We start from the raw sequence: 14,460 nt of genomic DNA, 5'->3' as shown, positions 1-14,460 counted from the left end.
GAAGCGAATAAAAAAAGAAACAGGAGACTGATATGTTAAATATAGGAGCACACTTATCCTCATCGAAGGGCTTTCTGAATATGGGAGAGACGGCCGTTTCCATCGGCGCAAATACCTTCCAGTTCTTCACGCGCAATCCGCGGGGGAGCAGGGCAAAAGAAATTGATCCGGAGGATGCTGCGGCATTGGTACGCTTTCTGGAAGAGCATGAATTTGCGACACTGGTAGCGCATGCGCCGTACACTCTGAATCCGTGTTCGGCCAAGGCAGAGACAAGAGAATTTGCACATCTGACCATGAAGGATGACCTGCAGCGGATGGAATACGTGCCGGGAAATTATTATAATTTTCATCCGGGAAGTCACGTGGGGCAGGGGAGTGCAGAGGGCATCCGTCTGATCACGGAGATGCTCAATGACATTATAACTGAGGAGCAGACCACGACCGTGCTTCTGGAGACCATGTCCGGAAAGGGAACGGAGGTCGGCCGGAGCTTTGAGGAGCTGCATGAGATCATAGCGGGAGTGAATCTGACCGACAAGATCGGCGTCTGCCTGGACACCTGCCATGTGTACGATGCCGGGTATGATATCGTGAATCATCTGGATGAAGTATTGGAAGAGTTTGACCGGATCGTGGGGTTGGACCGGCTGAGGGCAATTCATCTCAATGACAGTAAGAATCCGTTTGAGAGTCACAAGGACCGCCATGAAAAGATCGGGGAGGGCAGCATCGGGCTGGAGGCCATGGTGCGGATCATCAATCACCCGAAACTGCGGGGTCTGCCATTTTGCCTGGAGACGCCCAATGAGCTTCCCGGGTACAAGAAGGAGATTGAACTTTTGCGGGGGAGTGTGGCATGAAGAGGGAACAGGGATTAACTTTGGGAGAGAAGGCTGTGGATGGACTGCTGCAGTTGATACAGGAGCGGGATTACCGGCCGGGGGATAAGCTCCCCACGGAGCCGGAACTGGCAGAAATCCTGGGGGTCAGCCGGAATATGGTGCGTGAGGCACTGCGCGTTCTGGTGAGCCGGAATATTGTGGTGATCCGGCAGGGGGCCGGGACATTTCTATCGGAGAAGCAGGGCGTGGTGGACGATCCGTTCGGATTTGCCATGGTGAAGGATAAGAAGAAGCTGACCCGGGACGTGCTGCAGGTGAGGAGCATCATCGAGCCGTCTATTGCGGCGCTGGCGGCGGAGAATGGGACGGCGGAAGAAGTCAGTGAGCTTCGAGAGATTCTTGAGCAGCTTGAGAGCAAGATGATGAAGCGGGAGGAGTATTCAAAGCTGGATGCTCTTTTCCATAAAAAGATTGCGGAGTGCACACACAATACGATGATGGTCAACCTGATTCCGGTGATCACGGAGGGAATCGAGATTTTTTCCCGGGAGGTCAGTGTGACGGAGTATGAGGACACGATCAAAGCGCACCGGAATATCTACGAGGCGATTGCCGGGCGGAAGGCGCTGGAGGCGCAGCAGGAGATGCTCTATCACATTCTGTATAATCACGAGCGGTACCAGCAGGAACAGAAGGACGAAAAATCCGGGGAAATATAAGTTTTATAAAAACCGATACATTGGATGAATATATCCTGTACCGGTTTATTTTTTTACAAAAATATTCATAAATGCTTGAAAAAATGGAGACGTGATGTTATTATAAAGAAAATTCATTGGATGAATATGAGGCTGGATTCAAAGAAAGAGGTGTGCGGATTGAAAGAGAGATACGATGTTGCCGTGATAGGCGGCGGTGTAGTCGGGAGCGCGATCGCGCGGGAGCTGTCCAGATACAGGCTGGATATTGTGGTCCTGGAGAAGAACCTGGATGTATGTTATGAGACGAGCGGACGAAATTCCGGGGTGGTTCATGGAGGATTTGCCTATGACACCGGTACCCTGAAGGCGAAGCTCTGTGTGGAGGGCAACCGGGAGTTTGACAGGCTGGCACAGGAACTGGACATTCCGTTTAAGCGGTGCGGGAAGGTGCTGGTCGGCAATACCCGGGAGGATATGGAAACGCTGGAGCGGACCATGGAGCAGGGCGCGAAAAACGGCGCGGCCGGGCTCAGTCTGATTGATGAGGAAGAACTGCACCGGCTGGTTCCGGCCGTTGTGGGGAAATTTGCGATGTTGTCGGAGAACAGCGGGATCGTGGATCCGTTTATCTATACCATAGCACTCGCGGAAAATGCGGCGGAAAACGGCGCGGAATATCTCTTTGACCACGAGGTGACGGCCATCCGGCGTGAGGCGGATGAATACTGCATCACTGCGGGAACAGATGAGATCCGGACGCGGTGGGTCGTGAACAGTGCCGGGCTGGGATGTGGGAAAATCTCGGATATGCTGGGAATCACCGGGTATCAGATCATTGGCTCCAAGGGGGATTACATTATCCTGGATCAGCGGACAGGGGCAATGCTCCCTATGCCTGTATATCCGGTACCCAGCAATACATATATGGGGATTCATGTGACCAATACGACGGACGGGAACGTAATCATTGGACCAAATGCAGATATGGTGACGGATTTTACAGATTACAGCGTCTCACAGAAAAATATGGATTATCTGGCTGAGAGCGCATCGGACTTGTGGCCCTGCATTAGAAAGGCGGACTACATAAGAAACTATTCCGGAATCCTGCCGAAGTGGGTGGATGAAAATGGCGTTATTCAGGATTTTCGGATTGAGATGAGAGAAGAAATCGCGCCCCGGGCAATCAACCTCGTGGGAATCGAGTCTCCGGGTCTGACGGCCGCGGTGCCCATCGGCAGAATGGTGGCGTCCATGCTGGCGGGGAGAGAGCATCCGGAGAAGAATCAGGAATTTAACCCGAAAAGAAAAGGGATCCGGAGATTTTCGCTGATGACGGAAGAGGAGCAGAGAGAAGCTATTGAGAAAAATCCAGATTATGGTCAGCTGATCTGCCGCTGTGAGAAAGTGTCGAAAGCGGAGATATTGCAAGCCATACATAATCCGCTGGGGGTGAGTACAGTGGTCGGAGTCAAATACCGCACACGTTCGATGATGGGACGGTGTCAGGGCGGATACTGCCAGATGCGGATCACGCAGATGATCGAGCAGGAACTGGGACAGCAGCCGGAAGAAATCTGCTATAACAGACAGGGTGCGTATATGTTTACCGGAAAGGTGAGATAGGAGGTGCACGATGGAAACATTTGACAGAACAAGAGAAGTGGAAGGAATAAGAGAAATAGAAGAGACGGATGAAATAGAAAAAATGCAGGAAATAGATGTGCTGGTTGTCGGGGGAGGCCCTGCAGGGCTGGCGGCAGCGGTAAAACTGTATGAGAAGGGGATTACCAGTGTGCTGATCGTAGAGCGGGAGAAAACCATGGGCGGAATCCTGCGCCAGTGTATCCATGACGGATTCGGGCTCACCAGATTCAAGGAGACGCTGAGTGGGCCTGAGTATGCGCAGCGATTCATCGATGCGGTGGAGGAACTGCACATTCCCTACATCACCAATGCGGCGGTGACGGAGATCACAGAGGACAAGGTGGTCACCGTTGTCACGCGGGGCGGAATCAGAAAATGGAGAGCCAGAGCGGTCATCCTGACGATGGGCTGCAGGGAACGGACCAGAGGAGTGCTGGGGATTCCCGGGGAGAGGCCGACCGGCGTGTTCACGGCGGGTGTGGCGCAGGCGTATATCAACCTGTATAACCGGATGCCCGGAAAAGAGGTGGTGATCCTGGGTTCCGGTGATATCGGAATGATCATGGCGCGGCGCATGACGCTGGAGGGGGCACATGTGCAGGCAGTTTTCGAGATCCTGCCCATTCCGAGCGGACTTCCGAGAAATATTCAGCAGTGTCTCAACGATTATGACATTCCGCTGTATCTGAGCCATACGGTGACGGAGATTACAGGAAAATCCAGATTGGAATCAGTCACGGTATCGGAGGTGGATGAGAGTCTGAAACCGATTCCCGGCACGGAAAAAGTCTATCCCTGTGACACCCTGATTCTGTCGGTGGGATTGATTCCGGAGAATGAGCTCTCTCTCGACGCATCGGTGGTTTTGGATGGGCGAACCAAGGGCGCGGTCGTGGATGAAAATTTCCAGACATCTCAGGAGGGGATTTTCGCTGCAGGAAATGTGCTGCATGTACATGATCTGGTTGATTTTGTTTCCATGGAGGCGGAAAAACTGGCGGAGGGAGCCGCGCGGTACGTGTGCGACGGAAAGCTGCAGGCGTGCAGGATTCCTGTGACTGCCGATGAGAATATCAATCATACGATTCCGCAGAAAGTCAGCGGAACGCAGGATGTGAAGCTGGCCATGCGTGTCAGAAAACAGTTTAAGGATGTGACGATCGTGGTGCGCCAGAACGGGGAGACGATTGCATCCAGAAAGATGAAGAAGGCAATCCCCGCGGAGATGATCCAGATTCCGGTGAAGGCGGAGCGTATGAAGAGAGACGGAGCATTGGAGGTGTGTGTGGAATGCTAAAAGAATTTACATGTATCGTGTGTCCGAATGGATGTGATGTCACGGCAGAGTTTGAAGGAACCGAGATCAGAAGGATCGAGGGGGCGGCCTGTGCGAGAGGTGAAGAATACGTCCGGCAGGAACTGACGGCACCGAGAAGGACGATCGCAAGCTCCGTGGCTGTTTTGGGCGGAACCCTGCCGCTGGCAAGTGTGAGAACGACCGCCGCCATTCCGAAAGATAAAATTTTTCGGGTGATGGAAGAGGTGAAAAAAGTGACGCTGCAGGCACCGGTGTTTTCCGGGCAGGTGGTAATTCGGGATGTGCTCTCACTGGGCAGCGATATCGTTGCCACAAAAAATGTACCGGAATGTGAAAAGTAATTGGCGATCTTACATTTTCTGCTGTATCGGATCTTGCACAGACATTTGCATTGACTGGTTGACTAATCATCGGGAATCACGTAAAATAATTTTATCTGAGCAATTATGAGGATGCAGTGAATCGGACTCGGAATGTCCGCTTTGCTAAAAAGTCATACATAGTATAGAATAGGGTGATGAGAATGAAAGAAGCACATACACAGGAGGGGCATGAACAGGAACCGCAGCAGGTCCCCCACAATCATGGTCACAACCACACTCATACAAAAGAGGTGCTTGACCGGCTGGCCAGAGCCAGCGGCCATCTCAACAAGGTGCGCCGGATGGTGGAGGATGGCGAGGACTGCAGCGAAGTGCTGATTCAGCTGGCTGCGGTCAAATCCGCGCTGAACAACACCGGCAAAGTGATCCTGAAGGATCATATCGAGCACTGCATTGTACACGCGGTGGAGGATGGTGACCAGCAGATGATCGAGGAACTGAATCACGCGATAGACCGATATATGAAATGATCGCTCGTAAGTATGCCCCGCTTCAAGTGCATGAAGCACAAAGTGGCGGGTTGAGGACAGAGCAAAAGTGCAATTGGGGACGTAGCAAAGTTGCAACTTTGCTACGTCCCCAATTGCACTTTTGCTCTGTCCCTAATCGCTGCCGGATGAGTTTGCCGGTAAGTCTGAAGGTGAGTTCACCGGCGGGCTACAGGAAGCGGTTTTAGAATGGATGATGAAAACAGCCGAAGGAGATTTGTGATGCAGAATAAAAAAATAAATATCGGAATCCTTGCCCATGTCGATGCGGGGAAGACGACATTGTCTGAGGCGATGCTGTATATTACGGGAACGACCCGCAGACTGGGACGTGTGGACACGAGGGATGCGTTCCTGGACAATGATGAGATGGAAAGGAGCCGCGGAATCACGATTTTTTCCAAGCAGGCACAGCTTACATATGAGGATATGGAGATCACGCTGCTTGATACGCCGGGGCACGTGGACTTCTCGGCCGAGACAGAGCGGACGCTCCAGGTACTGGATTATGCGGTTCTTGTGGTCAGTGGGGCAGATGGTGTACAGGGGCACACGGAGACTTTGTGGAGACTGCTGAAACGTCATGAAATTCCGACGTTTCTTTTTATAAATAAGATGGATCAGGACGGAACAAATAAAGAAAAGCTTCTGGAGCAGCTGCAGGAACGTCTGGGCGAGGGATGCCAGGAATTTACGCCGGGCCTGATGGAGATAATCAATGAAGTGCGGCCGGGCGGCGCGGGCAGTATGACAGACACAGGTGCGGCTTCGGACAAGGACAAGAAAGCGATGGAACTGCTGGAAGGACTGCGGATGTACGCGAAGTCACGGGAATATCCCAAAGAGTTTGGGGCCAGGGTCTACAAGATCGCAAGGGATGAAAATGGAACCAGACTCACGTATCTGAAGGTGACCGGCGGGACACTGAAGGTGAAGGATGTGCTGACAGATGCCGCAGAGAAGGTCAACCAGATTCGTATTTATTCGGGGGCGGCTTTTGAAGCGGTGCCGGAGGTGCAGGCGGGGACGGTCTGTGCGGTCACCGGGCTGACGCAGACATTTCCCGGGGAGGGAATCGGCGCGGAGCCGGATTCGGAGATTCCAGTACTGGAGCCTGTTTTGACTTACCGGATCATTCTCCCGGAAAATGTACACGCCAATGTGATGCTCGGAAAGCTGAAGGAGTTGGAGGAGGAAGAGCCGCAGCTCCACATCGTCTGGAATGAAAATCTCAGGGAGATCCAGGCCCAGCTCATGGGAGAGGTGCAGACCGAGATCCTGCAGTATCTGATCAAAAAAAGATTTGGTGTGTGGGTCGAGTTCGGCGCAGGGAAAATCATGTACAGAGAGACCGTCTCCAGGGCGGTGGAAGGAGTGGGTCACTTCGAGCCGCTCCGCCACTATGCCGAGGTCCATTTGCTGCTGGAGCCGGGCGAAGCGGGGAGTGGGATGGTCTTCCATACAAAGTGCAGCGAGGATGTGCTGGACCGCAACTGGCAGAGGCTGATTCTGACCCATCTGGAGGAGCGGGAGCATGTGGGGGTGTTGACTGGAGCCCATATCACGGACATGAACATTACGTTGACTTCCGGCAAGGCACATCTTAAGCACACCGAGGGCGGCGACTTCCGCCAGGCCACGTACCGGGCGGTAAGACAGGGGCTGATGAGTGCGAGAGCGCAGGATGCGGCGGTGCTTTTGGAACCCTGCTATGCATATCGGTTAGAGGTGCCGACGGAGATGATCGGCCGTGCCATGTCCGATGTGGAGCGCATGTGCGGAACCATGGAACCGCCGGAACAGGAGGGGGAAATGTCCATTCTGCAGGGGATCGCGCCGGTAGCGACCATGCAGAATTACCAGAAGGAGCTGCAGGCTTACACCAGCGGCCGCGGGAAGATGTCCTGCTCACTGAGTGGATACCGCCCGTGCCACAACGCACAGGAGGTCATCACAGCAAGGAACTACCAGCCGGAAATGGATCTGGAGAACCCGACCGGGTCGGTCTTTTGCGCACACGGAGCCGGATTCGTGGTGTCGTGGGATGAAGTGGAAGAGTACATGCATATGGACAACACTCTGGAGCATGTCATGCCAAAGAGCCACGGCTCCAACATCCGCCTGACCGAGGATGAGCTGGACGAAATCTACGTGCAGACTATCTTACCGAAGAAAAAACCAGAGAGTAAGGCGGCAAAAAAAGTTTCTTTTGACAAAAAGAAACCGAAGCCTGTGGAGGTCATTTATAACCCGGACAAAAAACCGCCGCTGAAGGAATATCTTCTGGTGGATGGCTATAACGTGATCTTTGCGTGGGACGAGCTGAAGGAGCTGGCGGAGATCAGCCTGGATGCGGCGCGCCTGAAGCTGCAGGACATTCTCTGTAATTATCAGGGCTTCAGACAGTGCCATCTGATTGTCGTGTTCGATGCGTACAAGATCCCGGGCCATGTGGAGGAAGTGGAAGAGTATCACAACATTCAGGTCGTTTTCACGCAGGAGGCGGAGACGGCGGACCAGTACATTGAAAAAGCGGCCCACGAGATGGGCAGAAAATATCACGTCACGGTAGCCACGTCCGATGGAACGGAGCAGGTCATCATTCGAAGCAAAGGGTGTTTTCTGTTGTCTTCGAGAGAACTGAAGGAAGAGATCGCGCGGACGAACCGGGAGATCCGCGAGGCGCATATCGACAATCCGCAGGGGAAAGAAAAGAGTTCCAATTATCTGTTCGATCACATGCCAGAGGAACTTGCGGAGCAGATGGAGGAAATCCGTCTTGGCAGGAAAAATATGGATCAGGTGAAGGGAAATCCGTCTCGGCAGGAAAAGTATGGAGCAGATGAATAAAACAGATGGACAGAATAGATAAAAAATAACCCCCCGGTAGGCTTCTCGCACGTATGACGTCTCTGCTATACTAAGTTAGAATAAAACTTATTAGAGGATACTTGAAGGAGGAAATGACTTATGCATATGGCAGACGCACTGGTAGCACCTGCGGTGGCGGGAACCATGTATGCGGCCTCAGCGATTGCGGCCGGATATTCGATTAAAAAAGTACATCTGGAGGCGGACCCGAAGAAGGTTCCGGTGATGGGGGTAATGGGGGCATTTGTGTTCGCGGCACAGATGATCAATTTTACAATTCCGGGAACCGGATCCTCCGGGCATCTCTGCGGCGGCATGCTTTTGACAGCACTGCTGGGACCCTACGCCGCATTTCTGACGATGATCGGTGTGCTTCTGATCCAGTGTCTGATGTTTGCGGACGGAGGACTTCTGGCGTTGGGGTGCAATGTGTGGAATATGGCATTTTACGGATGCTTTCTCGGGTATTTCCTGGTATGGCGTCCGATGATGAAAAAGACCACCAGCAGAGGGAAGATCATAGCGGCATCCATCATCGGTTCGGTGGTGACGCTGCAGCTCGGAGCATTCAGTGTATCCATCGAAACCCTGTTCTCGGGAATCACGGATTTACCGTTTTCCGTGTTTGCGGGGACCATGCAGCCGATTCACTTGGCAATCGGATTGGTGGAAGGTCTGATCACAGCGGCGGTGCTGGTGTTTGTTTACGAGGCAAGGCCGGAGATGCTCTACCGGGCAAATGTAGCAGGAAAGCGGGAGAAGTTTTCTTTTAAGAAAACTCTCGGAGTGCTGGCAGTTGTTATGCTGCTGATCGGCGGCGGACTTTCGCTGTTCGCATCCTCCCATCCCGACGGACTGGAATGGTCCATAGAGAGAATCACCGGTTCCACGGAACTGGATGCGGCAAAGAAGAGTGTTTACAATACTGCGGAATCCGTACAGGAGACTACGGCACTTTTACCGGATTATCAGTTTAAGGGGTCTGAGTCGGGGCTTGGAACTTCATTTTCCGGAATTATTGGTTCCTGCGTAGTACTTGTGGTTTGCGCGGGAGTGTGTTATATTATCAGCACTACAAGAAAGAAAAAGAGTGCCTAGAGTAAAATGAGCAAATTAAGCGGAGCATATTACGAGATCGATCATATGAATATGGTAGCGACGAGAGACCAGTGGGTGAACAAAATTCATCCACTGGTTAAACTTGTTGTTACGGTTTTTTATATTGCGGTCGTCGTGTCACTGTCGAAGTACAACTTGTCTGGAATTTTGCTGATGGGGGCCTATCCCATCGTTATGTTCATGCTGGGAGAGGTATCGTTTAAAGACAGTATCAGACGGCTGCGAATTATCCTGCCGCTGGTCTGTGTGGTGGGAATCTTTAATCCGTTTTTTGATCGGCAGGTGGTTTTTAACGTCGGCAGCATTTCGGTCACGAGCGGAGTGATATCCATGGTCACGCTGATGATCAAAGGGATTCTCACCGTGCTGGCATCCTATCTGCTGATTGCGACCACGACCATTGAGAAAATCTGTTATGCCTTGAGACAGCTGCATATTCCGGCGGTTCTGGTGACTCAGATTCTTCTGACCTACCGCTACATCAGCGTGCTGCTGAAGGAGGCGAACACGATCATGCAGGCCTATCTTCTGCGCGCACCGAACCAGAAAGGCGTGCAGTTTAAAGTCTGGGGGCCGCTGGTGGGTCAGCTGCTGCTGCGTAGTATCGACCGGGCCAATGCGGTTTACGAGAGCATGATGCTGCGCGGATACCGCGGGGAGTTTCACTATTCAAACATGGAGCACTGCAGCGGGAAGGACTATCTGTTTCTGGTGGCATGGATTGTTGTGCTGCTGGCAATAAAATACTTGCCGGTTTTCATGTACTTTAATTCATGATATGGCATAATGGGAATAGAAAGAGCAAAAGTGCAAAAGTGCAATTGGGGACGTAGCAAAGTTGCAACTTTACTACGTCCCCAATTGCACTTTTGACCTGTCCCCAAATGAAAACCGCCAGGGCGGGCTGCTTACGGACGATCAAAATAAGAATCGAGGGAAATTAATGAGTCACATACATATTGACATGGAACATGTGAATTTTTCATATGAAAAGAATAAAAAAATACTCGATGACATCACCTTCACTGCCAGAGAGCGTGACTGCATCGGCCTGATTGGTGCCAACGGGGTCGGAAAATCCACGCTGCTGAAACTCCTGGTGGGGCTGGAGTCAGGCTACGAGGGAAGTATCCGGGTGGAAGAAATTCCGGTGTCATCGGAAATGCTGCCGAAGATCCGGGAAAAGATTGGATACGTCTTCCAGGACTCGGACAGCCAGCTGTTTATGAACAATGTCTATGAGGACATTGCGTTTGCACCGAGAAACTATGGCCTGCCGGAGGAAGAGGTGGTCCGCTGTGTGGAGCACGCGATGCAGATGACGGAAATCGGGCATCTCCGTGAAAAATCCATCTACAAGCTGTCGGGCGGGGAGAAAAAGCTGGTCTCCATCGCGACCATTCTGGCGATGACACCGGATATCATCCTGATGGATGAGCCGACAATCGCGCTGGATCCGCGAAACCGCAGAAATCTGATCCACATCCTGAACCAGTTCGATCACCTAAAGATCATCGCATCCCATGACCTGGACATGGTGATGGACACCTGCAGCAGGGTGATCCTGATGTCGGACGGAAAGATCGTGAAGGACGGGGACGTGATGGAGATTCTTAAGGATCGGGAGCTGTTGGAGAAAAACGGACTGGAACTGCCGCTGGGGCTGCAGGAAAGGAAACCGCAGCAGTGAGTACACAGGATGAAAAATAGAAACAATTAAAACAGGTAAAATTGAGAGTTGGGGAAAATGAATACGAAAACAAACACAAAAATAATAGAAACAAAAGAGAATAAACAGAACTTCTACAAATCTGTCTTCTCGCTGGTTCTGCCGCTGGCGCTGCAGAATCTGATCAATGTCAGCGTGTCCACGGCGGATGTAGTCATGCTGGGCAAGGTGGGAGAGACGGCATTGTCCGCGTCCTCTCTGGCAGGTCAGGCGTACTTTGTGATGTCACTGATCTTTTTCGGACTGACATCAGGGGCAATGATCCTGGTGGCGCAGTACTGGGGCAAAAAAAACATCGAAGCAATTGAACAGATCATGGGAATTACACTCAGAGTGGGCTTTATCATCGCCGCAATATTTACGGTGGTGGTGCTCGCGTTTCCGGGGCAGATCATGCGCATATTTACGAATGAGCAGGTCGTGATCGCGGAAGGAGTGAAGTATCTGCGAATCATTGCCTGCTCCTATATCATCGCCATGATTCCGATGGTATATACGAACCTGATCCGCGGCGTGGAACAGGTGGTCATCTCTACGGTGGTTTACGGGACATCTTTGATGGTAAATATTGTTTTAAATGCGATCTTTATCTTCGGACTTTTGGGCTGTCCGGCCATGGGAATCCGGGGAGCCGCGCTGGGTACGGTGATGGCGCGGGTCGTGGAATTGCTGATCGTGATCGTTTACGACCGAAAGTTTAATCCGGTTCTGAAATTTCAGCCGAAGATGCTGTTTGTAAAGAATAAGGAATTGAATCATGATTTCATGACATACGCGATGCCCGTAATTCTAAACGAGCTGGCATGGGGGTGTGGCATGGCGACCGTGACGGCAATCGTCGGGAGGCTCGGCCAGGCGGCAGTTGCGGCCAACTCGGTGATCCAGGTGGGACGACAGATGGCCATGATCCTGTCCTTTGGTGTGGCGGGGGCGACTTCGATCCTGGTGGGCAAGACCATCGGCGAGGGAAAGACAGAGCTTGCAAGAATCTATGCAAAACGATTCGTGAAGATGGCGGTGATCCTGGGATTGTTCGGTGCCGTAATTATTCTGATCGTGATGCCGGTCGCGGGAAGTTTCCTGACACTCAGTGACCAGGCCAGAGCATATCTTCATAACATGACCTATGTGATGAGCTACTTCTGCTTTGGGCAGAGCATCAACACCATCCTGATCGTAGGAATCTTCCGTGCAGGCGGGGACTCGAAGGTAGGTCTGCTAATCGACATGGGAACACTGTGGGGATTCTCGATTGTAATGGGTTCACTGGCTGCATTTGTATTCAAATGGCCGGTGATGGCAGTCTATGTCTGCCTGGTGAGTGATGAGATTGTGAAGCTCCCATTTTCCATAAAAAGATACCGCTCTTATAAGTGGCTGAACAACGTGACCAGGGAGTAAAAAGTATTTTCTTTGGAAAAATGCACAAAAAAATATCAAAAGTAGACAGGATATTAGTTGCTATTTCCGTGCTGCGGTGATAAGATGATGTCAGAAATCGTTTTATACATATAACAAATCAGGAGGATGAAAGATGAAAATAGCAGTAGGATGTGATCCAAACGCTCAGGCGTATAAAGAAGAGATGATTGAATTTATAAAAAGTCTTGGTCATGAAGTAGAGGATTTTGGCTCTGATGATCCGATTTATGCCAATGTTGCGTTTGCAGTGGGCGAGGCGGTTGCAGCAAAGAAGTATGACCGTGGCGTATTGTTCTGCGGAACAGGGATCGGTGTGATGGTTGCAGCGAATAAGGTAAAAGGAGCATATGCGGCAAATGTACTGAATGTATATTCTGCAAAACGCGCATGCCTTTCTAACAATTGCAATATTATCACGCTTGGTTCACAGGTTACAGGCAATATGCTTGCGAAAGAACTGATTCAGGCTTATCTGGAGTGCACTTATGAGTATACAGAGAGATCCGGCCCGAAGGTGGATGCGTATGTGAATTATGAGGCGACGCACTAAGCGGTATTAGGCTGCGGAAAGTCTGCAGATTTACGAGTTTGATATCTAAAAAATAGAATATGACAAGAGAGACTGTTGCTGGGGCAATGGTCTTTTTTTGTACCACAGGCAGAACTTTTGCTTCTACCGTGAAAAATGCGAAAACAAAAAATACAAAAAACAAAAAACAAAAAACGAAAGTAGAACGAAAATAGAAAACTAAAACAATTGTTAAAGTGCACAAAAATAAATACAATAAACTGTGCGAAGTGACAAAAATAGAAAAAATGATTGCAAAAAACAAAATAAAAGGATAATATAAAGAAAGAAAAACGAAACTATAAACGAAAGTAAAACGAAAGGAAAAGAAAAGATGAGCAATGAGAAATTCAGACCAGTCACAGCGATAACAATGGGAGATCCGGCAGGTATCGGCCCGGAAATCTGTGTGGGTACAATGCTGGATAAGGAAGTTCATGAGGTCTGCCGTCCATTTATGATCGGAAGCATCGCAATTATGGACAAAGCGGCAAAGGTGTTGGGAAAAGAACTGAAATACAACAAAATATCAGAACCTGGCGAAGCAAAATACGAATATGGAACCATAGATATCATCGAGACCGGCGATTACGATACCGATTCCATTGAATGGGGCAAGGTTCAGGCATTGGCAGGGCAAATGGCAATCGATTGGATCATGAAATCCATTGAACTGGGAAAAGAAGGAAAAATAGATGCAGTATCCACTTCACCGATCCACAAAGGCGCAATAAAGCTTGTTGGAGTCAAGGAGCCGGGGCACACAGAAATCTACCAGAATCAGACCAATTCACCCTACGCACTGACTATGTTCTCCTGCCATAAACTGAGAGTATTCTTCGTGAGCCGCCACATGTCGCTGGTAGATGCGTGTCACTATGCAACGAAAGAAGTAGTTCTCGAAAATGTAATCAATATTGACAAAGAGCTCCGCAAAGTCGGAATAGAAAATCCACTGATTGCAGTTGCGGGACTGAATCCACATAACGGTGATGACGGACTTTTCGGCACGGAAGAGCAGACCGAACTGGAGCCGGCAGTAAAGGCAGCGCAGGAGATGGGGATCAATGCAATTGGACCGTGTCCGGCAGACTCTGTATTTAACATCGGAAAATCCGGTAAGTTTGACGCAATCCTCTCACTGTACCATGACCAGGGACATATTGCATGTAAGACACTTGATTTCGAAAAATCAGTAACTCTGACATTTGGCCTTCCGTTTATCAGAAGCTCGGTGGATCACGGAACTGCATTTGACATTGCCGGAAAAGGAATTGCCGGATCGGTCAGCCTGATCGAATCAACGAAAGTGGTTGCGGAATATGCTGCGAAACAGCATGAAAGAGATGCCAGATAGTGTAGATTAACC

The 14,460-nt window shown here is 50.7% G+C and carries 13 protein-coding genes; all 13 read left to right on the top strand.

Features of this window, described 5'->3' with window-relative positions; genetic code table 11:
* Positions 1 to 32 precede the first annotated feature (32 nt).
* The 13 genes from BUB85_RS07290 (at position 33) to pdxA (ending at position 14,448) form a co-directional block, all read left to right on the top strand.
* Positions 33 to 863: a deoxyribonuclease IV gene (locus BUB85_RS07290; protein WP_073107639.1), complete on the top strand. Its 831-nt coding sequence runs from the start codon at positions 33 to 35 to the stop codon at positions 861 to 863.
* Positions 860 to 1,564 (top strand): FadR/GntR family transcriptional regulator, encoded by a 705-nt coding sequence (locus BUB85_RS07285; protein ID WP_073107636.1) that lies wholly within the window; start codon positions 860 to 862, stop codon positions 1,562 to 1,564. The genes BUB85_RS07290 and BUB85_RS07285 overlap by 4 nt, the downstream gene beginning before the upstream one ends.
* 159 nt (positions 1,565 to 1,723) lie before the next feature.
* Positions 1,724 to 3,172 (top strand): NAD(P)/FAD-dependent oxidoreductase, encoded by a 1,449-nt coding sequence (locus BUB85_RS07280; protein ID WP_073107770.1) that lies wholly within the window; start codon positions 1,724 to 1,726, stop codon positions 3,170 to 3,172.
* 82 nt (positions 3,173 to 3,254) lie between these two features.
* Entirely contained in the window at positions 3,255 to 4,490 is a 1,236-nt protein-coding gene (locus BUB85_RS07275) for an NAD(P)/FAD-dependent oxidoreductase (protein WP_073107767.1), read from the top strand.
* On the top strand, positions 4,484 to 4,852 hold the full coding sequence (locus BUB85_RS07270) for a DUF1667 domain-containing protein (protein ID WP_073107633.1): 369 nt from the start codon (positions 4,484 to 4,486) through the stop codon (positions 4,850 to 4,852). Before BUB85_RS07275 ends, BUB85_RS07270 begins: the two co-directional genes overlap by 7 nt.
* A 182-nt stretch (positions 4,853 to 5,034) precedes the next feature.
* On the top strand, positions 5,035 to 5,364 hold the full coding sequence (locus BUB85_RS07265) for a metal-sensing transcriptional repressor (protein ID WP_073107630.1): 330 nt from the start codon (positions 5,035 to 5,037) through the stop codon (positions 5,362 to 5,364).
* 240 nt (positions 5,365 to 5,604) lie between these two features.
* Positions 5,605 to 8,232, top strand: a complete 2,628-nt coding sequence (locus BUB85_RS07260; protein ID WP_084533951.1) for a translation factor GTPase family protein — start codon at positions 5,605 to 5,607, stop codon at positions 8,230 to 8,232.
* A 120-nt stretch (positions 8,233 to 8,352) separates the two neighbouring features.
* Complete coding sequence (locus BUB85_RS07255) at positions 8,353 to 9,351, top strand: energy-coupling factor ABC transporter permease (RefSeq protein WP_073107623.1); 999 nt, start codon at positions 8,353 to 8,355, stop codon at positions 9,349 to 9,351.
* Between the two features lie 6 nt (positions 9,352 to 9,357).
* Positions 9,358 to 10,149 (top strand): cobalt ECF transporter T component CbiQ, encoded by a 792-nt coding sequence (cbiQ, locus tag BUB85_RS07250; protein ID WP_073107620.1) that lies wholly within the window; start codon positions 9,358 to 9,360, stop codon positions 10,147 to 10,149.
* 166 nt (positions 10,150 to 10,315) lie between these two features.
* A complete protein-coding gene (locus BUB85_RS07245; protein WP_073107616.1) occupies positions 10,316 to 11,062 on the top strand; it encodes an energy-coupling factor ABC transporter ATP-binding protein in 747 nt (248 codons plus the stop codon).
* Positions 11,063 to 11,119: 57 nt separating this feature from the next.
* Positions 11,120 to 12,502 (top strand): MATE family efflux transporter, encoded by a 1,383-nt coding sequence (locus tag BUB85_RS07240; protein WP_073107610.1) that lies wholly within the window; start codon positions 11,120 to 11,122, stop codon positions 12,500 to 12,502.
* 133 nt (positions 12,503 to 12,635) lie between these two features.
* Positions 12,636 to 13,073 (top strand): RpiB/LacA/LacB family sugar-phosphate isomerase, encoded by a 438-nt coding sequence (locus BUB85_RS07235; protein ID WP_073107606.1) that lies wholly within the window; start codon positions 12,636 to 12,638, stop codon positions 13,071 to 13,073.
* 352 nt (positions 13,074 to 13,425) lie between these two features.
* On the top strand, positions 13,426 to 14,448 hold the full coding sequence (gene pdxA, locus BUB85_RS07230; protein WP_073107603.1) for a 4-hydroxythreonine-4-phosphate dehydrogenase PdxA: 1,023 nt from the start codon (positions 13,426 to 13,428) through the stop codon (positions 14,446 to 14,448).
* Positions 14,449 to 14,460: the final 12 nt, after the last annotated feature.

Source organism: Hespellia stercorisuis DSM 15480, from assembly GCF_900142165.1.
GTDB lineage: Bacteria > Bacillota > Clostridia > Lachnospirales > Lachnospiraceae > Hespellia > Hespellia stercorisuis.
Note: the sequence above shows the minus strand (reverse complement) of the source record. Positions and strands in the feature narration are given on the sequence as shown.